16 protein-coding genes are annotated in these 23,099 nt (G+C 49.2%); 6 read left to right on the plus strand and 10 right to left on the minus strand.

All coding sequences use genetic code 11. From position 1 onward, the window contains the following. Nucleotides 1–146: 146 nt before the first annotated feature. The 6 genes from SFV55_RS24410 to SFV55_RS24435 form a co-directional block, all read right to left on the minus strand. Nucleotides 147–2,606, minus strand: coding sequence for a glycoside hydrolase family 95 protein (locus SFV55_RS24410; RefSeq protein ID WP_320032189.1), 2,460 nt, complete (start codon nucleotides 2,604–2,606; stop codon nucleotides 147–149). A 122-nt stretch (nucleotides 2,607–2,728) separates the two neighbouring features. Beyond that, a complete protein-coding gene (locus tag SFV55_RS24415) occupies nucleotides 2,729–3,757 on the minus strand; it encodes a zinc-binding alcohol dehydrogenase family protein (RefSeq protein ID WP_413776735.1) in 1,029 nt (342 codons plus the stop codon). A 130-nt stretch (nucleotides 3,758–3,887) separates the two neighbouring features. Further along, nucleotides 3,888–4,916, minus strand: a complete 1,029-nt coding sequence (locus tag SFV55_RS24420; RefSeq protein ID WP_320032191.1) for a LacI family DNA-binding transcriptional regulator — start codon at nucleotides 4,914–4,916, stop codon at nucleotides 3,888–3,890. A 99-nt stretch (nucleotides 4,917–5,015) separates the two neighbouring features. Continuing rightward, nucleotides 5,016–6,500: a M12 family metallopeptidase gene (locus SFV55_RS24425; RefSeq protein WP_320032192.1), complete on the minus strand. Its 1,485-nt coding sequence runs from the start codon at nucleotides 6,498–6,500 to the stop codon at nucleotides 5,016–5,018. A gap of 283 nt (nucleotides 6,501–6,783) precedes the next feature. Beyond that, complete coding sequence (locus SFV55_RS24430; protein WP_320032193.1) at nucleotides 6,784–7,791, minus strand: Gfo/Idh/MocA family oxidoreductase; 1,008 nt, start codon at nucleotides 7,789–7,791, stop codon at nucleotides 6,784–6,786. Between the two features lie 26 nt (nucleotides 7,792–7,817). Continuing rightward, nucleotides 7,818–9,890: a PQQ-binding-like beta-propeller repeat protein gene (locus SFV55_RS24435; protein WP_413776736.1), complete on the minus strand. Its 2,073-nt coding sequence runs from the start codon at nucleotides 9,888–9,890 to the stop codon at nucleotides 7,818–7,820. A gap of 117 nt (nucleotides 9,891–10,007) precedes the next feature. On the opposite strand from SFV55_RS24435, the gene SFV55_RS24440 reads away from it, so the two are divergent. Continuing rightward, nucleotides 10,008–10,406, plus strand: coding sequence for a nuclear transport factor 2 family protein (locus SFV55_RS24440; RefSeq protein ID WP_320032195.1), 399 nt, complete (start codon nucleotides 10,008–10,010; stop codon nucleotides 10,404–10,406). Nucleotides 10,407–10,571: 165 nt separating this feature from the next. Here SFV55_RS24440 and SFV55_RS24445 read toward each other — a convergent pair whose 3' ends face one another. After that, complete coding sequence (locus tag SFV55_RS24445) at nucleotides 10,572–13,673, minus strand: VPS10 domain-containing protein (protein ID WP_320032196.1); 3,102 nt, start codon at nucleotides 13,671–13,673, stop codon at nucleotides 10,572–10,574. A gap of 223 nt (nucleotides 13,674–13,896) precedes the next feature. Here SFV55_RS24445 and SFV55_RS24450 point away from each other — a divergent pair, with 223 nt between their 5' ends. The 5 genes from SFV55_RS24450 to SFV55_RS24470 all read left to right on the plus strand — a co-directional run bounded on the left by SFV55_RS24450 (nucleotide 13,897) and on the right by SFV55_RS24470 (nucleotide 18,873). Next, on the plus strand, nucleotides 13,897–14,658 hold the full coding sequence (locus tag SFV55_RS24450) for a DUF1080 domain-containing protein (RefSeq protein WP_320032197.1): 762 nt from the start codon (nucleotides 13,897–13,899) through the stop codon (nucleotides 14,656–14,658). Nucleotides 14,659–14,720: 62 nt separating this feature from the next. Then, nucleotides 14,721–15,920 (plus strand): MFS transporter, encoded by a 1,200-nt coding sequence (locus SFV55_RS24455; RefSeq protein ID WP_320032198.1) that lies wholly within the window; start codon nucleotides 14,721–14,723, stop codon nucleotides 15,918–15,920. Nucleotides 15,921–16,109: 189 nt separating this feature from the next. Then, nucleotides 16,110–17,258, plus strand: a complete 1,149-nt coding sequence (locus tag SFV55_RS24460; RefSeq protein ID WP_320032199.1) for a Gfo/Idh/MocA family oxidoreductase — start codon at nucleotides 16,110–16,112, stop codon at nucleotides 17,256–17,258. 248 nt (nucleotides 17,259–17,506) lie between these two features. Then, nucleotides 17,507–18,238, plus strand: coding sequence for a nucleotidyltransferase family protein (locus SFV55_RS24465; protein ID WP_320032200.1), 732 nt, complete (start codon nucleotides 17,507–17,509; stop codon nucleotides 18,236–18,238). Nucleotides 18,239–18,288: 50 nt separating this feature from the next. Continuing rightward, nucleotides 18,289–18,873: a Uma2 family endonuclease gene (locus tag SFV55_RS24470; protein ID WP_320032201.1), complete on the plus strand. Its 585-nt coding sequence runs from the start codon at nucleotides 18,289–18,291 to the stop codon at nucleotides 18,871–18,873. Between the two features lie 3 nt (nucleotides 18,874–18,876). Here SFV55_RS24470 and SFV55_RS24475 read toward each other — a convergent pair whose 3' ends face one another. The 3 genes from SFV55_RS24475 to SFV55_RS24485 all read right to left on the minus strand — a co-directional run bounded on the left by SFV55_RS24475 (nucleotide 18,877) and on the right by SFV55_RS24485 (nucleotide 23,059). Beyond that, on the minus strand, nucleotides 18,877–20,010 hold the full coding sequence (locus tag SFV55_RS24475; RefSeq protein WP_320032202.1) for an ATP-binding protein: 1,134 nt from the start codon (nucleotides 20,008–20,010) through the stop codon (nucleotides 18,877–18,879). A 98-nt stretch (nucleotides 20,011–20,108) separates the two neighbouring features. Further along, nucleotides 20,109–20,687 carry a DUF6940 family protein gene (locus tag SFV55_RS24480; RefSeq protein WP_320032203.1) on the minus strand — a complete coding sequence of 193 codons (579 nt, stop codon included), beginning with the start codon at nucleotides 20,685–20,687 and terminating at the stop codon, nucleotides 20,109–20,111. Between the two features lie 371 nt (nucleotides 20,688–21,058). Next, a complete protein-coding gene (locus SFV55_RS24485; protein ID WP_320032204.1) occupies nucleotides 21,059–23,059 on the minus strand; it encodes a dehydrogenase E1 component subunit alpha/beta in 2,001 nt (666 codons plus the stop codon). Nucleotides 23,060–23,099: the final 40 nt, after the last annotated feature.

Here is a 23,099-nt window from a genome sequence, read left to right on the forward strand (position 1 = left end):
CCTACCTATTGTCTGGCTTTTACCCAGCTTGCACATTACGTAGGCTCCAGGTATCTGCGATCGTCGAGCCTGCTCACGCAGTGAGCGATAAAGGATCGAAGAGCGCCCACGTAGTAGCAGGTAAAATGTCAAATGAAACCCTGTAGTTATTGCCCAATAAAAGCATACACCACCCCCTTCTGGGTAGGCACATCATACAACATGGTCGCTTTCAGCTCCAGTGGCTTAATCGTCGATTTCTCAGAAATAATCGGCGCAGGCGTTTCTTCAGTTTGATAAAAAGGGTTCGGATTTTTGCCCGTAGCCACTTTCATGCTAGCCCCATTGCTCAGTTTCAATGCATTGGGCACCCGCAAACGCAGGTTGCCACCCAGGTTGGATTTTACCACCAGTTTGACCACCTTGCCATCCTTCCACTGCAAGTCTACCACCTCAAAACCACCCCAGGCCCGTAGCCCGGTAATGCTGCCATTGGGCCATACATCCGGTAGTGCGGGCAATACGTGAACAGCCGCATCAGAACTTTGCAGCAACATTTCGGTGATGCCCGAGGTACAGCCAAAATTGCCATCAATCTGGAAAGGTGGGTGCGCATCAAAAAGGTTGTTGTAGGTGCCGCCGCCGTCGGGATTTACCCCCAGTGGGGTCAACTGGTTTTGGATCAATTTGTAGGCGTGGTTCCCATCCTGCAATTTGGCCCACCAGTTCACCTTCCAGCCCATGCTCCAACCTGTGGATACATCGCCCCGTTGCAACAGGGTGTTGCGGGAAGCCGCAAAGAGTTCAGGCGTGCGGTAAGGAGAAATCTGGTTGGAAGGGAACAAACCGTACAGATGGGATACGTGGCGGTGGTGGTCGTTGGGGTCGTCAATATCTTCGAGCCATTCCTGCAACTGGTTGTGTTGACCAATGTGCATGGGGGCCAGGCGGCTGCGCATTTGTTTCAGGGTGTCGACAAAAGCCGCGTCCTTGCCCAACAGCTGGGCCGTGCGAATGGTCGAGCTAAAAACGTCGTAAACAATCTGGTTGTCCATCGTCGTCCCGGCATCCAGCGAAGAGCCATCATGCGCTTTGGGCGCATTTTCGGGGGAGTTGCCCGGGCTGACCACCAACCATTTGTACTGGGGGTGTTCAATCAAAAAATCAACATAAAACAGGGCGGCTCCTTTAAGTGCTGGATACACGCTGGCCAAATACGTTTTATCACCACCGTAGAGGTAATGCTCCCACAAGTGTTGGGTAAGCCAGGCACCTCCTGCGGTCCACATGCCCCAAAATGCGCCGTCGATCGCGCCATTCATGCGCCAGATGTCGGTATTGTGGTGGGCCATCCAGCCACGGGTGCCGTACATGGTTCGGGCGGTTTCCTGGCCGGTGATCGAGAGTTCTTTGACCATCTCCAGGAGTGGTCGGTGCAGCTCGGCGAGATTGGTGCGCTCGGCGGGCCAGTAGTTCATCTCCGTGTTGATGTTGATGGTGTACTTGCTGTCCCAGGGGGGATTGAGGCGATTGTTCCAGATGCCTTGCAGGTTAGCGGGCTGGCCGCCGGGTTGGGAGGAAGAAATCAATAAATACCGGCCAAACTGGTAATACAAACTGGCCATGTGCGGGTCGTTGGTACTGCTGAAGTTTTTCAGGCGCTCGTCGGTAGGGAAACTGGCGGCGGGAGTGGTGCCCAGGTCCAGTTTGACCCGATTAAAATACTTTTGATAGGCTGCAATGTGCCCGGCCAGAATGGTGGCATAAGTTTTGGGATAGGCTTTGTTCAAATAATCCGCAGCCCGCTTTTCCTCGTCGCCGCTGATGTCTTTGTAATTGTTGAAGTTGGTGGCGATCGAAATGAATAGGGTGGCGGAATTGGCGCCATTTACAGTGAGCGAAGTATCGTTGGAGCTCAGAGTGCCACCATCCAGTTTGATGCGGGTGATGCCTTTAAATTCGACCAAGCCTTTTACCCCTTCGTGGTCGCTGGTGGTACCGCTGATGGTCAAGTCTTTGGTAGAGGTGGTGGCAAAGACTTTTTTGCGTTGGGGAGAGGAGTAATTGGCAGAAAAAGAAAGGCTCCCTGGTTTGCTGGCCGTGAGCCGCATCACGATCACCCGATCGGGAAAAGAAGCGAGGGCTTCCCGCGTATAGGTGACTCCGTCCACCACATAAGTCGTTTTGGCTACCGCTTTTTCAATGTCCAGCTCGCGGTAATAATTGCTGTAATTTTCGTGACCCGGGAAGGAGAGGTGGAGGCTGCCAACCGGCTGGAACATTTGGCCATGCGATTTTTTGGTGATGATGACCCGATTGGCCAGTCTTTCGGCCACTTTGTGATTGCCTTCAAAAATCAGTTTCCTGATTTCGGCCAGGGAGTCCAAAGATGCGGGATTGTCATTGCGATTGGGACTACCACTCCAAACCGTATGTTCGTTGAGTTGAATGGTTTCTCTGTCCACATTGCCGTAAATCATGGCCCCCTGGCGGCCGTTGCCGATGGGGAGGGCATTTTCCCATTTGTTGCCCGAAGCTTGTTTGTACCACAGTTTTAAGCCTGGTTTTTCCTGAGAAAAACCTAGGGTACTTACCAGGAGTAAACCCAAAAGGAGTGTTTGTTGCATCGTAGTAGGTTTGGCAGAGTTTAGGATTTTACTTGTTCAAGGGCTACAATTAGGGATTTTGCTTAAAATTGAAAATGAGCTGCTTGCATTTATTCAATCGATTGAATTTTCGAGTAAAAAAACTAAAAACTCGAATGAGGAACTTCAACCATGGCTTTGATCACCCCGTTTGCTGGGTTGAGCCAATTTTCAAACTCAGCACTCACTTCATCAAACATGACCCGATGGGTGATGTACGTGGCCGGGTTGATTTTTTTCTGCTTCAAATTTTTAATCACCTGTTCAAAATCCTGTCTGGTGGCGTTGCGGCTGCTCATCAAAGTTCCTTCGCGCTTGTGGAATTCGGGATGGCTAAAGGAGATGTCGCCTTTTTGCAGACCAATTAATACATAGCGAGCTCCGTGCGCCATGTATTGGAATGCATTGTTGATGGCTTTTTGACTGCCTGTTGCATCAATAAGCACCGTTGGCATATCGCCATTGGTGATGTCCATCAGTTGTTCGACGACATTCGGGGCCAGTGCATTCACTACGTAAGGCACCTTGAGTTTATCCTTACAAAATTGCAGGCGGTGCTCATTGATGTCCATTGCAATGACTTGGCCTCCGGCGATTCGGGCAAATTCCATCGTCCCCAAACCGATTGGCCCTGCCCCAATCACCAGCACAAACTCTCCCTTGGAAATGTTCGCCCTTTGCACCCCATGTGCACCGATGGCTAGTGGCTCCACTAGGGCCAGTTCATCAAAAGTCAGGCCTTCACCGTGCACGAGGGTTGAAGATGGCACCGAAAGGTACTCTACCATCCCTCCGTCGATGTGTACACCACAAACTTGCAGTTGGGTACAGCAGTTGGTTTTGCCTATTCGGCAGGCCACACAGGTACCACAACTAAAGTAGGGGATAAAAGTGACCGACTCACCATGCATAAACCCTGGCGCATCGTCGAACTCGGCCAGGATGCCCGAAAGCTCATGGCCCAGGATTCGGGGGTAGCTAAAATAGGGCTGGGTACCTTCAAAAGCGTGTAGGTCGGTACCACAAATGCCGATGCGTTTGATTTTAATGATGGCTCTGCCTGGCTCCAATTGGGGCTTTTCTTTGGTGGCGTAAACCAACTCCCCTGGTTTGGTGCAAGACAGTACCTTCATTTCTTTGTTGATTACCATAAAGTGAGTTAAACTTATTTTAGCCCCCTAGAGTGTACCAAGTTGGATCAAATTTAGCTAAAGTTATTAATGTGATTTGTACAATTAATCATAAAAATTTGCAACCCAGTATTCAGCGCAACCTTTTTGAACTCGCCCGGATGAGCAGATCACTCGCGATGATTTCCACTTTATCCTCAGGTGCAGTACTTTTTCCATTCAAAATAAATTCAAAATAAATCTGCGCAGCACGTTTCCCCAACTCTTTACTCCTTTGGTCAACGGAGGAGAGGGCCGGTTTAATAATGGGTGTGAACACCTCATTGGCAAAACCAAATATGCCCAATTGTGAGGGGACCTGGATGCCCATGGATTCCGCAACTTGTAAAACGCCTAAGGATAAATAATCCGAAATGCTCAAAAAGGCATCTGGTGGCTCTTTTAGCACCAGGAGTTCTCTGGCCACTTCAATCGCTTCTTCTCTGGACAGGGCATTCTCTACGATGAAATTATAAGGAATACTTAATTCATGTTCCTTGATGGCCTGGATAAAACCTTCCTTTCGAAGTCCAAAGGTAGCAAGGTGACTTGGCCCGCCGATAAAGGCAATTTTTCGATAGCCCTGTTCAATCAGGCTTTTGGATGCCTGATAGGTAATCTCCTTATTGTCATTCAGAATTTTGAAACTATCCACTTGCTCCATACAGCGGTCGAACTGAATGAGCTCAATGTTGTGGTTTTGAATGTTTTCAAGATGGGCTATGGATTTGGTTTCGGCAGAGACGGAAATCAAAATACAATCGACATTTTGATGAACGAGGGTGTCAATGGCTTTGCACTCGTGCTGAAAGGATTCGTGCGACTGGCAAATGATCAAACTATGGTTGTTTTGAAAGCAGACTTCTTCGATTCCGGAGATGGCTTCCGAAAAAAAATACTGATTGATGTGTGGAACAATCACCCCAATGGTTTTGGAGGAGCCTTGGCGTAGATTGGCCGCATGGGAATTGTGCTTGTAGTTGAGTTCACGCGCTTTTTGCTTTACACTTTCACATACTTTGGGATTGATCGATGGATGGTCATTCAATGCCCTTGATACGTAAGAAGCAGAAATTCCTAACTCTTTGGCTAAATCATAAATGGTTATCCGCTTTCGACTCATGTCCGGCAATCGTTCGTTTAGGCAAAACTAAAGTTTTTTAGCTCTTTTCCAATCAGCATGATTTATTTGCTGCGTTCAAAAGTACCCCTCCAGTGAAATTTACTTCTTCCACAATTCATCGATCTCAGCCGATGGGAAATTCCGGCGCGTACGCCAGGATTGCGACTGATAACCTGTTCCCTTGGACATTACCAATGCCCATAACCCATTGCCATAAGTCAGGTTGGTAATGTGGTACCCTTTGTCCCACAGTTCCTGGATTTCATCTTTGGGGAAATAATTGCGGGTGCGCCAGAGTTGGAGCTGATAACCTGCATTTTTGGACATGACCAATGCCCACTGCCCATTTCCATAGCTCAGGCTGGTGATGTGGTAGCCCTGATCCCAATATTCCTTGATTTCGTCTTTGGGAAAAGTAGCGCGGGTTTGCCAGATTTGGTCAGTATAGCCAGTGCCTTTGGACATGACCAAGGCCCACAGTCCATTGCCATAACTGATGCTGTTGATGTAATAGCCGCTGTCCCATAAGGTATTGATTTCCGTCTCTGGAAAAGCTGGGCGGGTGCGCCATACTTGTTCGCTTAAGCCAGTGCCCTGCGACATCACCAGTGCCCATAAGCCGCCACCATAGCTCAAATTGCTGATCTGGTAGCCCTTGTTCCAGAATTCCTGGATTTCCGCATTGGGAAAATTGGGGCGAGTGCGCCAGATCTGGGCATTGGTTACTTTGTTTTTGGACATGGTCAAAGACCAAATGCTATCGCCATAAGTCAATCCCGAGATACGGTAAAGCTGTTTGGGCGTTTCTTTATTGGTCGTGGTGGTGGTCGACTTCGGATAAATGGTGGAGATGGTCTTTTTGTCGCCCGCCGAAAGGAGGTAATTCCAACCTACTTCGTAACCGTCCAGCGTAAATTCCTTGCTGACCGGGTAATGCATGATCGACTTGGGGTCGTATTCGCCATTGGTTTGGGTCACGGAGTATTTGTTCAATACGTTTTTGTCGACCTCTTCCTTGCTCCAGTTCTGGGTTTGCATGTAGTGGGCGTACACCTTGGGGATGTTCCACTTGATGCCCGAAAGGGGGCTGAGGTGTTCGTGCAACAAACCCAGGGCGTGGCCGAACTCGTGCAGGATGGTGCGCCGGAATTCCTGATCCGTGGTTTTTTCGTTGAACCAACCGTAATTCATCGAAGGGCCATTGAGCCCATTGACCGACCTGCCCGTATTGGCATCCACCGAAAACTGGTTGGACTGCTTGCCGATCAAAGACCAGGAACCTTTGCCCGGATAAAAAGAAATGCGGATGTCAGCACCAGGTCGATTGACAAATTCAAACCGCAGATTGGCGTAAGTGCTCCATTCTACGGCGTACTGCTTGACCTTGTTTTGCAAAAAAGCCGATCCATTGATGAAACTTACGGTGATGATTTTGTGGTCATCGTCCCAGCGCAGATCGTTGAAGTACACACCCTGGTATAAGGAGGAGTTCAGGGTGGGAAAAACGATGTCTTGGCAGGATTGCACCTGGGCAAAAGTCCACTGGGTCAGAGCGCAAAACAATATAGTGAATATGTGTCTCATATTTAGCTTAGTCTACTTTTACAAATGTATTTACCACAGAGTTTCGCAGAGTACACGCAGAGTTTCCCTGAGTTTAGGCCACCTTCGGTGGCGAAGATTACACAGAGGCGCATTAAATGAACACCAATGTAAAACAATCAAATTATAAAAGTGGCAGACCTCAAGCCACCGAAGGTGGCAAAACTCAAAAAAATCTGCGAAACTCTGTGTGTACTCTGTGTGTACTCTGCGAAACTCTGTGGTAAAAAAAATTAATTCAAAATCCACCTCTAAAATATCATTTTTACCCCTGCTTCACCAATTCCATGATCCGAATCTGCTCCACAATATCCTCCAGCGCAATGGCTGGCGTAGCCCCATTGTGAATCACATCGTGGATGTTCTGGAAAAGGGGGGCCCAGTTTCCTGGCAGGGGCTCCACCCGGCCGCGCACATGTAAGCCTCCAATATCTGTATTAATTGTAGCCCAATTGGCTTCCGGTTCTATTCCAAAACCTGGCATCCCCGGCATAATCCCCGCCTTGAGGTGATCCTCTTGCACATCGATGCCATATTTGACAAAAGAACCTTTGGTGCCCTGAATGATGTAGCGAGGCGTATCTTCCCGCACCAAAATGCTACTTTTCAGGTTGACTTTGATTTTGCCATAATCCAGTTTCACATCAAAAGCATCGTCGACTTCGGAGTGTTCACGCTGAGTCCAGGTTTCGCCCCATACCGATTTGGGCTTGCCAAATAGCAGCAGAGTTTGATCCAGAATATGTGAACCCAGGTCATATAAAATCCCATTGCCAGGTGCAATGACTTCTTTCCATTTTTTGGGATTGAGCACGGGTTTGTAGCGGTTAAAATGGGCCTCGTAGCTCAATACATCCCCGATCAATCCTTCGGAAATGACTTTTTGAACCGTCAAAAAATCGCTATCCCAACGGCGGTTTTGGAACACAAACAGGTGTTTGCCCAGTGATTTCGCCAACGCGACCAGCGTTTCAGCCTCGGCGGAAGTGGCTGTGAAGGGCTTCTCCACCAATACATGTTTACCTGCCTTCAAACAACGCTGGGTGTACTCAAAATGGGTTTCGTTGGGGGACGCCACACTCACCAGATCTATCTCGGGGTCAGCCAATACTTCATCCAGACTGGTCGCTTTTTGTACCCCTAGATATATATCCTGTGGGTTTTGGTTGTTGCTGACGATGGTTTTGAGCCGAAAATTGGGATTGGCCAAAAAGAAAGGCGCTTGCAAATAACGCCCGGAAAGGCCAAATCCTAGGATTGCTACGGTGGTCATGGTTGTTTAACTTTTATGCAAGGTAATCAAGGTAGCGCAAAAGCCACATATTGATCACCGGATTTACTTTTGAGTTTTCCGCCGCCGCAGGCAATCACCACGTACTGCTTGCCCTGCACAGCGTAGACACTTGGTGAAGCATAACCCGCTGCGGGCAGGGCCGCCTGCCAGAGGATTTTACCCGTATTGCGGTCCATGGCGCGGAATTGCTGGTCTTTACTCGCGGCAATAAACAGCAGCCCGCCAGCCGTAACCGCTGGGCCACCATAATTGTCGGTGCCCGTGGGTGGAATACCTTTGGCCGTCAGCTCAGGATATTCACCCAGGGGAACTTGCCAACGGCGTTTTCCGCTGCTCAAATCAATGGCAGTCAAAGTACCCCAGGGCGGCTCGCTGACCGGATAGCCATTGCGGTCGTACCAACGGTTGTAGCCCGTGTGCTTGTAAGGAACAGTGGACAATTTTTCTCCTTTGGGTACTTTTAAACTGGTGTTTTTGCCAAATAAATAATCCACTACGGCTTTCAATTCGGCTTCTTTCAATTGGGTCAAAGCGGGCATCATGCCGCGTCCTTTGGCGATGATTTGCCGAATTTCGGCCTCATCGTATTTGCTGCCAATGTTTTGCAAACTCGGATAGGTACCATCGTGGTTGCCCTCGCGGTTTTCGCCGTGGCAGGAACCGCAATAGTTGAGGTAAATTTGTTTGCCCGTTTTGAGGGCCTTGCTGTCGTCGGCAGGTGGCGCGTCTACCAGTGAACTGTACACCGGATTTTCCTTGGCTGGGATGTACATGATGCTGTGTTCATCCACCGCTGCGCCGCCCCACTGTGCACCGCCATCGGTACCCGGGAAAAAGAGGGTGCGCTGGCGACCCATGGGAATGAAGGCTTGCCCGGTATTGGCCTTGGCAAGTTCGGCAGTGATTTCGGCGCGGTCAGCGGAAAAACTATTGATGTCTTTGGTGGTAAAGGATTGTCTTGTAAAGGGTTCTGGCCCAATAGGAAAAGGTTGAGTCGCCGCGGCCTGTTCACCAGGGATCGTGGAGGCTGGCACGGGGCGTTCTTCAATCGGAAACAAGGGCTTACCCGTCACCCGGTCAAACACAAACATAAAGCCCTGTTTGCTCAAAACGGAGACTGCGTCGATTTTTTTTCCATCCTGGGTAACCGTAAACAAATTCGGTGGCGCCGGGATGTCCCGATCCCAGATGTCGTGGTGTACGGTTTGGAAATGCCAGAGGCGTTTGCCGGTTTTGGCGTTCAAGGCGATGAGGCAATTGGCAAAGAGGTTGTCACCCTTGCGGTTGCCGCCATAAAAATCAAAGGCCGCCGAGCCAGTGGGAGCGTAGACAATGCCCCGCTCGGTATCCACGGCCATGCCCATCCAGTTGTTGGCGCCGCCAATGTTTTTGTGGTTTTCTTTTTGCCAGGTGTCGTAACCATATTCACCGGGCTGAGGGATGGTGCGAAAGGTCCAGATTTTGCGGCCAGTGCGCACGTCATATGCCCGAATGTCCCCCTTCAAAGCGGTTGCACTTTCGGATACCCGCGTCCCCACGATGAGTATGTTTTGATAAATCGAAGCTGGCGTGTTGGAAATCACGTAGTCATCGGCACCAGGGCGGGTGATGCCGTCGATCAGCTCGATTTTGCCATTTTTACCAAAAGAAGGAATGACTTGGCCCGTTTTGGCATCCAGGGCGTAGAGGTAGGCCCCATAGCCGAAGAAGATCCGTTCTTCCACGCCATCTGTCCAGTAACTTACACCCCGGCTGGTCATGCTAAAGGTCTTGTCTTGGAGCTTGCTTTTCCAGATTTCGCGACCCGTAGCCGCATCCAGGGCAAAGGCTTGGGAACCCGCCGAAACGCCGTACAAAATGCCTTTGATGATGATGGGGTTGCACTGGAGTTGGGTGCTGTTTTTGAGGGTATCAGCTCCGCCGGAGCGGTAAGTCCAGGCTACTTTCAGCTGGCTTACATTTTCGGGCGTAATTTGCCGGAGGGCGGAAAAATGGTTCTTGTCGGGGCCACCGTTGTACTCTGGCCAATTCTCTTCGGAAGCCTGCAATGAGTCATTGTTGTAGCGCCATAAAACCATACCCAACAACAGTAAAAGCAAAGTCCAATGCAAATTATTCCGTTTAAACGGGGAGGGCGCCCCAAAATCCTGTATTTTCATCGCTTTATTTTTTTCATCGTATAAAAAACCAATGCTATGACTGCACTGGAAACAGTACAAGCGTATTATCAAGCTTTTAACAATCAGGACTGGGCGGGTATGTTGGCCCTGCTACACCCTGAGGTTCGGCACGAAGTGAACCAGGGTGAGGCACAAATTGGTATTGAGGCCTTTGACGCGTTTTTGCGCCACATGGATCAATGTTATGACGAAAAATTGAGTGCCTTCACCTACTTTACGGAGCCGGATGGGAAAAAAATTGCGGTGGAATTCACGGTAAGTGGGATATACAAAAAATCGGATAAAGGTTTGCCCACCGCACATGGGCAAACTTATGTATTGCCAGTAGGGGCTTTTTTGGAAGTGGAGGCCGGGAAAATTACCCGGGTGACCAATTATTACAATTTGCCACTGTGGGTGAACTTGGTATCGTAAGAGGAGTTGCGAAGTGTACCAAGTGGTTACAGTGCAGCATGCTTGGAGCATAAAAAATTGTGCTACAGGGTGATCCACTGGTGCTGTCGCTTACCTTCCAATCCTCAAATTTAGATTTATGGGGAAGCGACAGCCCTGTGGCATTCAAACTTAACTTCAGCAGGGTTACTTCAAATCAATCACCCTCGCCACTTTCTCCTCCTCCAACACCTTATTAAAACGCTCCAAAGTATTTTTCACTGCCACATCATAGCGTTGTGAAATTCCCTCGTATACCTTTTTAATGTCGGCATAAGCTTCGAGCACCCCACCCGTCGGACGGTGATGATCTCCAATGAGTACGCTGTAAATCCGCGCCATGTGGTTGATGAAGCGACGGGGATAATTGAAGTTATCCTGGCTGGCTTCGGCCTGGTTTTGTACAATTTCATCCTCCACGGCGGTCAGGCCTTTGCCCAATTCCGTAGCCAGGTCCTTGATTTTGGCCGCATGCCCAGCTTTTACCGCCAGTCCAGCCGCATCTTCAATTTGCTCGCGCAAACTGCGCAGGTTTTTCACCTTGCGTTGAGAGTCGCTGATCAGGTCGCGCATTTCCAGGGCCAGTTTTTCCTGTGCCACATAATCCTCCTGTTTTACTTCCTTCCAACGTGGATCGGGCAGCACTTTAAAGGCCTGGGTTTTGCTTTCCTTCCCTACTGTGACGCGGACCTGGTAATCACCCGGCGCTGCGGGTGGCCCCATGATCGGAACGCCCATTTCCATCAGCACTAACCTTTCAGCGTTGATTGGCCCATCGTGCAACAAATCCCAGGACAAAGTATTCCAGCCTTTTTTCAAACTCAACTTGCTACGGCGGTCTTCACCTTTGGAGCTGTACTTGCGCACCACTTTTCCCTGCGCGTTCAGAATTTCCAACTTGCTTTCAGCATCCTTGCCGGGTTCATCGGCGAGATTGACATGAAAAACTGCCCGGTAGCCGCTCACATTGGTGCGGTAGGTATCGCGGGGTTTGTAGAGGTGTAACGCTGCTTTGGCTTGTTCGTTTTGCAGCTGTTCCAAAACCGATACACTTTCCAGGAGCCAGAATCCGCGGCCCTGGGTACTCATGGCAAGGTCACCGTGGTGAACTTCCAGATCGGTGATGGGCGTATAGGGCAGGTTCAATTGCAGGGATTGCCAGTGTGCTCCATCATCGAAGGAAACGTACATGCCGTATTCGGTTCCAGCAAACAACAAACCTTTTTTATCTGAATCCTCAGCTATGGTGCGGGTAAAGTGGCCACTGGGGATGCCATTTTTGCCATCGGTCAACAATTGCCAGCTTTTGCCATAATCATTGGTGCGCAGGATGTAGGGTTTGAAGTCGTTGTTGCGGTAATTTTGTACAGCCACGAATGCCCTTCCTGGCGCATGCACCGACAACTCAATTTTATTGATGGTACATTCAAACGGAATGATGCCCTTGGGCGTGATCTCGGTCCAGATTTTGCCCCCGTCTCGGGTGATGTGGATGCGGCCATCGTCGCTACCTACCCAAAGTTCTCCGGCAGTTTGGGGCGCCTCTTCAATCACGAAGGCCGTACTGTACACTTCCACCCCAGTCGCATCGTGCTGAATGGGGCCACCGGGCATAACCAGGTATTGGTCCATTTTGCGGGTCAGATCGGGACTGATGATTTGCCAGGTCTGGCCGTCGTCGGTGGAGCGGTGTACGTAATTGGAACAATAATAAATGGTGTTCGCCTGGTGTTTGGAAGCCAATACGGGGGCATTCCACTGAAAACGATACTTCAGGTCGCGCATTACAGTACCCTCGGTATAGTGGGGATAAGCGGTCAGTTGGCGAACTTCTCCGGTGGCGCGATTCATTCGGGTGATTTCGCCACTGTATGCCGTGGCCCAGATGATGTTTGGGTCGGTAGGGCTAACCGCCACATCGGCGCATTCGCTGCCACCTGCCTCGTGCCAGTGCTCGGTATCGCTCAGTCCTCCGAGATCGCGGGAAGGCACGCTGATGGTGCTGTTGTCTTGTTGACCAGCGTAAAGCAGGTAGGGGAATTGTTCGTCAACGGTGACGCGGTAAAATTCTGAAGTGGGCTGATTGTGTTGATCAGTCCAGGTTTTGCCGCCGTTCAAACTCACCGTAGCACCCCCATCGTTGCAGTTGATCATGATGTTGGGATTGTCAGGATTGAGCCAGATGCCGTGGCAGTCGCCGTGCGGCACGTTGATTTCTTCAAAGGTTTTGCCCCCATCAATGGACTTCATGAAGTCGACATTGTTGATGTAGACCGCGTTTTCGTTTTTAGGGTCGGCGGTAACGTGGCTGTAGTACCAACCGCGTTGTTGCAGACGGTGGTCGCGGCACACCCGCGTCCAGGAATCTCCGGCGTCTTCACTGCGATAAAGGCCGGAAGTGGCATCGTCGGGAGTGATTACAATGGCCCAAAGGCGGTTGGGATTGACTGGAGAGGCGGTGATGCCAATACGGCCCAGTAGGCCAGTGGGGAGTCCACCTTCCAGTTTTTTCCAGGTAGTGCCACCATCGACCGATTTCCAGATGCCCCCTTTTTTGCCTCCATCATGCAAGGTCCAGGGTTTGCGTTCGGCGCGCCACATCCCAGCATAAAGGATGCGGGGGTTACTGGGATCCATCACCAGGTCGACACAGCCAGTAGAGTCCCCGGCAGTGTGCACCAAATCCCAATTTTTTCCTCCATCGTTGGTGCGGTATACACCCCGTTCGGGGTTGGGGCCAAAGGGATTGCCCAGCGCTGCCACAAAAGCCACATCGGGATTTTGGGGGTGTACTTCGATCTTTCCAACCATCCCGGACTTGGGCAAGCCGATGAATTCCCAGGTTTTACCTTTGTCGCTGCTTTTGTAGACCCCCACCCCGGCGGAGATGTTGCCACGAGGGCAGGCTGAACCCGTGCCCACATAAATGACAGAAGGGTCAGAAGGCGCTACGGCAATTGCACCAATGGATCCACATTTGATTTGGCCATCGGACAAATTTTCCCAGGTATTGCCTGCGTCGTTGCTGCGCCAAACGCCACCACCCGTTGCACCCAGGTAAAAGGTGAAGGGCTCTTGGCGTACCCCGGTAGTCGCTGTTGCCCGGCCACCCCGGCTAGGGCCAACTTGGCGGTATTTCAAATTGGCCAGCAAGTCTGGCTGGATGATCATATTCGGATCTTTGGTGGTTTGGGCAAGGGCCAAAAAAGCATGGCTCATGAACACCATGTACAGAAAAAAATTCCGCATGTTTTTTTGCGGGGAAGATAGCGATTTCCGCATTTGTCGGCTAGAAAGATGGTTTAGTATTTTCTGCAAAAAAAATCGTGATAATATTTTGTCCAAAACTCTTTTTAAAAAATAAAATTCATTGCTTACCTTAGTGTGCGAATTACATTATCGGCTTTTTTTTCCATGAACTCACCAACACTTAAACTCTACCCAATTCTGCCATTTTCAAAGTATTAAACATATGTTGAACAGATTTCTATCCTTGTGCGTAATCCTCGCAGCCTTTGCAGTGGGTACTGCTTTTGTGCTGAAAAAAGAAAAAGCTACGCCTGCAGCTGCTCCAAACACCCTGACTGCAGCCGAAAAAGCAGCTGGCTGGATGTTGCTTTTTGACGGTAAAACGACAAAAGGTTGGCGCAATTACAACAAACAAACCATCGGTGAGCGCTGGAAAGTAGCAGACGGAGTGCTGTACCTGGACGTATCGAACAAAAATGCCGATGGATTTCAGGTCGGTGGTGGTGGCGACATCATTACTGAAGCTGAATATGAAAACTACGAAATGCGTATAGAATGGAAAATTGCCAAATGTGGCAACAGTGGCATCATCTACCACATCCACGAGGACGCCGCCATTCGTTATCCCTGGCAGACCGGCCCAGAATTACAACTTATCGACAATGACTGCCACCCCGATGCCAAATTTGAAAACCGTCGGGCTTGTAGCCTCTACGATATGTATGTGGCTACCCCACAAACGGCCAAGCCAGTCGGAGAATGGAATAAAGTTCGTCTGGTATGCAAAGGTGACTTGGTAGAGCATTGGCTGAATGGCAAAAAAGTGGTATCTGCCACGATGGGATCTGCCGAATGGAATGCCTTGATTCCCAAGAGCAAGTGGAAGGACCACCCCAAGTTTGGTACCTTCCGCAAAGGACATATTGGTCTGCAAGACCATGGTGATGGGATTTCCTTTCGCAACATCAAACTGCGGAAACTATAAACAGGCTTGGTACAAGCCTAAAACAAACAACATTCAACAGACACTTTTAACTCGGTCTTGCTATGATCAACAAATCACGACTTTTTTACGGCAGTTGTTTTGCCCTTATCACGACCGCCTTGTCTTTTAGCATCAGGGCGGGTATTTTACCCCAGCTTGGTGAAGAGCTTGGTTTGTCAGCTGAACAATTGGGATACATCAACTCCATGTGGTTCCTCGGGTTTCCGATTTCCATGGTAATTGGTGGATTGGTTTATCACACAGTTGGAGGCAAGCGCATCATGCAGTTTGCTTTTTTGGCGCATGCCATTGGTATTCTGATGACCATTTATTCAGGCAGCTACATTGGATTGCTGATTTCCACGTTGCTGATTGGAATAGGAAATGGATGTACGGAAGCGGCTTGTAATCCGATGATTGCAGATGCTTTTGAAGGCAACACCATGAGCAAAATGATGAATCGTTTTCACATGTGGTTTCCCGGAGGTATCGTCATCGGTAGCTTGGTTTCAAAATTCATGACGGATGCCGGCTTTGGTTGGGAGGCTCAGATTTGGGTTATTTTACTCCCTGCCTTGGTGTATGCTTACTTGTTCTATGGCCAAGATTGGCCGGTAGCTAAAACCAAGGAAGAGGCCAGTTTGTCCATGAATCTTAAAGCGATGTTTTCGCCATTGTTTATTTTTATGATGGTTTGTATGGCCTTAACTGCCATTACAGAGTTTGGCCCGCAACAGTGGGTAGGTCTGATCTTGGCCAAGAGTGGCGCTCAGCCCATGTTGATTCTGGCCTTGGTTACTGGTTTGATGGCGGTATGCCGGTATTTTGGTGGAGAGGTTGTGCACCGATTTGATCAGACCGGGGTACTACTTGGGTCTGCAATTCTTGCTACTGTTGGCGTATTTCTGTTCAGTACACAAACTGGAGCAATGGCTTACGTGGCTGCAATTTTCTTCGCATTTGGGGTAGCTTATTTCTGGCCTAATATGATTGGTTTTATTGCCGACAAAATACCAAGCAGTGGTGCCCTGGGGATGTCGATTGTTGGCGCAGTCGGCATGTTCTCTACCTCCATTTTTCAGCCCATTATCGGGCGTTGGATTGATTCCGATAAGGCAGCTGCGGCAGCAACCGGACTTACTGGTGATGAACTGGAATTGGTAGCCGGTCAGGCTACTTTGGGGACCATGGTTTCATTCCCGGGTATATTGATTGTGCTGTTTACCATTCTGTTTTTTTGGATGAAAAACAGAAAAAATTAAATAAACACTTGTATTACTCCTAAACGCATAACATCAGTCTTTTTTCAGCTTCTATAGCTTACAACATCGCAAGTCCCACAAAAAAATCGTGGGTTAATTAAGCCTGGGGTGCAGCAACCCATGAATTTATTCGTGGGTTAAGTGCTCCAGGCTTATCTTTGCCCAGAACTATCAAACAACCTACAAAACATGAAACGAAAAATAAGAATGGGCATGGTAGGGGGTGGCCGTGGTGCCTTCATTGGAGGCGTACACCGGATTGCCGCTGCTATCGATGGTCATATCGAACTGGTATGTGGTGCTTTTAGCAGCGACCCTGAACGTTCTCGTTTGTCGGGCGAAGACCTGTACGTACCCGCCAACCGGGTATACGGCAGCTACCAGGAAATGATTGAAAAAGAAAAGTTGTTGCCTGAGGGCGAGCGCATGGATTTTGTGTCTATCGTTACCCCCAACCACGTGCATTTTGGCCCCGCTAAAATGGCACTGGAAAATGGTTTCCACGTGGTTTGCGACAAACCCCTTGCTTTTACAATGGAAGAGGCGCTGGAACTGGAAGCCCTGGTCGAAAAAACAGGCCTGATTTTTGCCCTCACCCACAACTACACTGGTTACCCGATGGTGAAACAAGCCCGGGCAATGGTGCGCAATGGAGAATTGGGCAAAATCCGCAAAGTAGTGGTGGAATACCCCCAAGGCTGGCTTTCCCGCAAGGAAGAAGATGGCGATTACAAACAGGCCATCTGGCGCACCGATCCCAATCAATCCGGCATCGCTGGGGCCATGGGTGACATTGGTACCCACGCTGAAAACCTGGCCGAATACATCACTGGCCTGCAAATCACCGAAATGTGTGCCGACATCAGCACTTTTGTGGAAGGCCGCAAACTAGACGATGATGGCAACGTACTCCTGCACTTTGACAACGGTGCCAAAGGGATTTTGCATGCCAGCCAAATCTCGGCTGGTGAAGAAAATGGCCTGAACATCAGGGTCTACGGTGAAGAAGGTGGTTTGTACTGGCGGCAGGAAGAGCCCAATACCTTACTGGTGACCCGTTTGGACAAACCGAAAGAGATTTACCGCCCGAAAATTACGCCACTCAGCCCGGAAGCAAACGCGCACATTCGGGTACCTGCGGGCCACCCGGAAGGTTACCTGGAGGCTTTTGCCAACATTTACCGCAACTTTGCCCTGGCTGTGCAAGCACGTATGGCGGGCGAAGCACCCGATCCCTTGCTCGATTTCCCATCGGTAAAGGACGGCGTACGCGGCATGCGCTTTATTGAAAAAGTGATTGAATCTGGTAAGTCCACTGCGAAGTGGGTGAAATTTTAGTAGACTAGAGGCGAGTTAATTATCAAGCCATTGATAATTTTCTTGTTTTTTTGAGTTGAGAGTTAAGAATACATGACTTACGAGTTTTGAAGTGGGCTACCGCAGCGGCTTAGACACGCAACGCAGAACAAGTCGCTGCGGTAGCTCACTTCTAAACTCTTAAGTCATGTACTCTTAACTCGTCACTCAAAATCATTAGACAATTAATCAATTGACTGGTAATCAATATCTAAACTCTTAAACTTTCTATGCGTGCCATCATCTTTGCCGCCGGTCTCGGTACCCGGCTTCGTCCCATCACCGATAGCATTCCCAAGGCATTGGTGCCGATCAAAGGCCATCCCTTATTGGAAATCGCCATTTTGCGCCTCAAGGCCGCGGGTTGTGGAGACATTATTGTGAACATCCATCATTTCGGCGAGCAAATCATCGATTTTTTACAAGCCAATGATCATTTTGGGATCAACATTCAAATTTCAGATGAGCGGGATTTGCTCCTGGATACTGGGGGAGGCTTGAAAAAAGCGGAGTGGTTTTTGAAAAAAGAACCCTTTTTGGTCACCAATGCCGATGCACTGACCAATCTCGATTTGCGGCAATTGTACCAAACTCATTTGCAAAACGATGCCTTGGCAACCTTGGCGGTGCGCCAACGGGAGAGTTCGCGGTATTTTTTGTTCAATCCAGCTGGGCAATTGTGTGGTTGGAGCAATGTAAAAACGGGGGAGACCCGCTTGTCGCGCAATGAGCCCGACTTAAAGCCCTGGTGTTTCAGCGGCATTCATGCGATCAGTCCACAGATTTTTGATTTTTTCCCGGCGGAGGCTTCCGTTTTTTCCATCATTGATACTTACCTGAGTGCGGCGGCAAGTGAAAGGATTGTGGCTTATCCGCACGATGGGGACATTTGGATGGATGTGGGAAAAATCCCGCAATTGGAGAAAGCGGAGGGGGTGCTGGAGGCGGTGTTGCCTAAGTAGTAGGGCTGGATTTTTTGGTTTTTGTTTTGTAGATTTGTAAAAAAGCAAAAATGTCCACTTTAAGTACAGTAGAAGAAATCAAAAGCAAGAAGACTTTGGTGAAGCCTCGCCGGGTTTCGAAAGAACGATTTTTACGGGAGTACACCAACCGTGAAGACGGCTATAAGTATGAGTGGAATGATGGAGTAATTGAAAAATATGAAGGAATGAATCAAGAGCAATCTAAATTTTACTATTTATTGCTTGGCCTTTTTTTGAATACGGCAGCGGCTAAAATTGGAGGAATGTTGATTGCAGAGACGGATATGGGAACGCTGACCGAACAAATTCGCAGACCGGATATCGCTTATTACACCAAAGAACAACTCCCTATGATGTGGAGTGGCCAAAATCAGGTTGCTCCTTGGATCATTGAAGTCATTTCAACCAATGATTACGCCAATAAAATTAACAAAAAACTGGACGAATATTTCCTCGCTGGCGTACAAGTCGTTTGGCACATTTATCCAGAATCCAAACAAGTTCATGTATTCACTTCGCCTGAACAGGTGAGCATTTGCCGGGGAAAGACGGTGTGTAGCGCGGCTCCGGCGTTGGCGGATTTGGAGATTAGTGCGGAGGAGTTGTTTGCGTGAGGCCTAATCCTCCGTCAAAAAACTCAGATAATTTTCTGGATTAATCACTTTCAAACCTACATTTTGATAAGCCTTTTGGAACACCTCTGGCAATGAGGCTCCTTTTGATGCATTCCATTTGAATTCGTAGGCGTGCACGCTGCCGTCGTATTCTTCAAGATAATCAATTTCTTGTTGTTGCGTCGTGCGCCAGAAATAAGACTGGCCATAAAATTCTCGATAAAGATTGTACTTCCGGCGCTCTGCGATTAAAAAATTCTCCCATAATCCCCCCAAGTCGTTCCTCAACTCCAAGGGACGAAAGTCACCAATCAAGGCATTGCGGATGCCACAATCCCAGAAATAAATCTTACGAGAGCGTTTGAGTTCGTTGCGTACATTGCGGCTAAAAGCGGGTAATCGAAAAACAATAAAGGATTTTTCCAATAAGTCAATGTAACGTTGGATGGTTTCGATGTCGCAGGCTAAAAAGGAAGCCAGGTTGTTGAATGAAACTTCACTGCCAATTTGCAAGGCCAAGGCGCGAACCAGTTTGTCCAATAGTTCAGGCTTACGCAATTCCTGAAAAGCAAACACATCTTTGTACAAATAACTACTGGCCAGTTGGTTGAGGAGTTGGCGTTCCAATTCCGGGTGGGTGACTACTTCAGGATACATGCCATACAACATGCGCTGGTGCAAACGCCGACTTTCTTCAAATGCACCGTGGTGTAGTACCATTTCGCTGGTGGAAATGGGCAAAAGCATGAACTCCCATTTGCGACCTGTCAGGGGTTCATTGACTTCATTGGCCAAATCAAAGGAAGATGAACCAGATACCAGGAGGCGAGGTTTTTTGATTTGATCAATGATGATTTTTAGGGTTAAACCAATGTTTTTTACCCTTTGCGCTTCATCAATCAACAATAATTCTGCATCGCCGACCAGGCTTTGTAAATTGGGCAGGCTTTGGTCTTGTAGTCGCTGGCGTACCGTGGCGTCATCACAGTCCAAGCGGAGTACTTTCAGGGAGCTTTGTTTTCCAATTTCTTCCAGGATGGTGCTCTTTCCGGCTTGGCGAGGGCCTAGTACAATTACAGCCTTACCCGGAGCAAGACGTGATAAGATGGTTGAATAAAGGGTGCGCGAAATGAGCATAGATGAGTTTTTGATCCTTAAAGATACAATGTTTCTCGGTTGTAACCGAGAAATATCATGATATTTCTCGGTTACAACCGAGAAAATTAACCCCTGCCTCACTTCTTATACCCCTCATACTGATAATACTTCGGCCTGGAATCCAGCCTTAAATGCAACCAGGACACCCCCAAACCCGCCGTACTCAACCACAGTGGTTGATCATTCAACGCCGCCCCATACAGTTCACCGACCCTATTCCAAAATTCATCCTGCTGTGTCGCAGGGGCATGCCGTACAAATTGAGCCAGATGCGCGTAACAATTGGCATCCCCAATCGGCGTAGGCACCAGCAAATGGGCATCTTTGCCCAGGTTTAAAAAATCTACGACTGCTTTATTTGCTGCAAAATATTCCTGAAAAGCGCTTTGATCAGGAATGATGTGGCGCAAGGGTGTGCTGTTGATGACGACAAATTCAAAGGGAAGACTGGTTTGAGTTTGGGTTATTGGTGCTACTTCCCAATAGTAGGCTTCAAAAGGGATTTCGGCGAGGAGGGTGTTGAAATAGCTGCAAAAAGGGGTGGAATTTTGCCAGAGTTGAATCACTTGGGCGAAGGATAGAGGCTCGCCTTGTTCCTTGATTTGGAATTGAAGTGTTGTACTCTGGGGCTGAGTTATAGGGTAAGCTTGCCACATATTTTAATGTTCACCATTGTATAAAAGGAGGCCAAAGCGACATGATAGCAGCGCGGAGGACGCGGATTTGGCGGATTTAGCGGATTTACACGGATTTTTATCCCGCCTTCGGCGTGATGGGGTAAGCCACAAATGACACAAATTTTCACAAATTAAAGCCCAAACTTCGTTTGAGCTAGCGCACTGAATTAAAGGTTCGCGGAGGTACAAACGAAGTTTGTGCCAAATTTGTGGAAATTTGTGTCATTTGTGGCCAAAAAACTTTTGCCGCAGGCAAAAGAAAATCCGCGTAGATCCGCTAAATCCGTTTCATCCGCACTGCTATCATGCCGCTTTGGAATGTTGAATATTCTTTCAACCAATTCATTGCCTCAATATCCCATCAACTTCTTCAACTTCTCCACAAACCGTCCCACTGGCAAAAACTGCTTTTCCAAAGAACCTGCAAACGGAATCGGCGTATCCAGCGCCGCCTCCCGCATCACCGGCGCATCCAGGTACTCAAACAAATGCTCAGAAATGTGCGCCGCAATTTCTCCACCAATGCCACCCACCAGGGTATCTTCATGCAGAATGATCACCTTGTTGGTTTTGCGCACACTCGTTTCGATGGTCTCATAATCGAGGGGGAGCAAAGTCCGCAAGTCGATGATTTCGGCGTCGATGCCCAGTTCAGTGATCACTTTTTGGGCCCACTGTACACCCATGCCATAAGTCACCACGGTCAGGGCCTTGCCTTCACGCACTACTCTCGCTTTGCCAATTTCCACGGTGTAATAATCATCAGGAATGGCTTCACTCAGGCTGCGGTACAGTGCCTTGTGCTCAAAGTACATCACTGGATTGGGGTCTTCAAAAGCGGCCAGTAACAACCCTTTAGCGTCGTAAGGAGTAGCAGGATACACCACTTTTAATCCTGGCGTATGAAAAAACCAGGCCTCATTGCTTTGAGAGTGAAACGGCCCCGCGCCCGTACCCGCGCCCGTAGGCATACGTACGACCATGTCGGCATTGGCACCCCAGCGGTAGTGCAGTTTCGCCAGGTTGTTGATGATTTGATTGAAGCCGCAGGTCACAAAATCAGCAAATTGCATTTCCACCATCGCCTTGTAGCCCTTCAGACTCAAACCCAGGGCAGCACCCACGATGGCACTTTCACACAGCGGCGTATTGCGCACCCGCTCCTTGCCAAACTGGGCTACAAAACCATCCGTGATTTTGAACACCCCGCCATAATCGGCAATATCCTGCCCCATCAGGATGAGTTTGTCGTGTTTTTCCATCGCCTGCCGCAGGCCATCAGAAATGGCGTCGACGAAGCGTTTTTCCGTTTTTTGCTCACTTTTTGGCACCGTCACCTGGGAGGTGAAAGGTGCATATACATCGGCCAGTTCTTCTGCCAGCGGATTTTGTGGGTCACCTTCCTCAAAAGCTTGTTGCAAACCCGCTTCGATGTGTTTTTTCCACTTATTGCTGAGGTCCTTTTTGCTGGCTTCCGTCAGCAGCCCTTCATCCATCAAAAAGCGCTCGTAATTGCTCAGCGGATCGCGCAAGGCCCAGTGATCCATCAGGGCTTTGGGCACGTATTTGGTGCCGGAAGCTTCTTCGTGCCCACGCATGCGGAAGGTCATACATTCCAGCAGCACAGGCTCGGGGTTTTCGCGCATGGATTGGGCCAGTTCGGACACCGTGCGGTACACCTCCAGAATGTTGTTGCCATCGATGGTGAGGGCTTTCATGCCATAGCCAACGCCTTTGTCGGCCAATTGGGCGCAACGGTATTGTTCGGTGGGTGGCGTGGACAAGCCGTAGCCATTGTTTTCAATCAAAAAAATCACCGGCAATTGCCATACAGCGGCTACGTTGAGTGCTTCATGGAATTCGCCCTCGCTGGTGGCGCCGTCGCCGGTAAAAGCCAGGCTTACGCGGCCTTCACCCGAGAGTTTATGCGCTAGTCCCACACCTCCAGCCAGTGAAAGTTGTGGCCCCAGGTGGGAGATCATGCCAACAATATGGTGTTCCAAAGTGCCAAAATGGAAAGAACGATCGCGTCCCTTGGTGTAACCTGAATACTTGCCTTGCCATTGGGCAAACAAGCGGTCAAACGGTACCTCGCGTACGGTGAATACCCCCAAATTGCGGTGCATGGGAAAGATCATTTCATCGGGCAACAAGGCGGCAGTTGCGCCCACAGAAATGGCCTCCTGACCAATGCCAGAAAACCATTTGCTCACTTTGCCTTGGCGAAGCAACTTGAGCATCTTATCTTCGATCAGGCGTGGATAAAGCAGTTGACTGTACAGGCTGAGCAGCAACTCGTCGGAAAAGCCTGCGCGGTTGAAAACCATCTGGTCTACAGCGGCGTCTTGCATGGTAATTTGGTTAGGTACGGGCCAAAAGTACGATAAAATT

The sequence above is a fragment of the Haliscomenobacter sp. genome, assembly GCF_033763495.1.
In the GTDB taxonomy this organism is placed as follows: domain Bacteria; phylum Bacteroidota; class Bacteroidia; order Chitinophagales; family Saprospiraceae; genus Haliscomenobacter.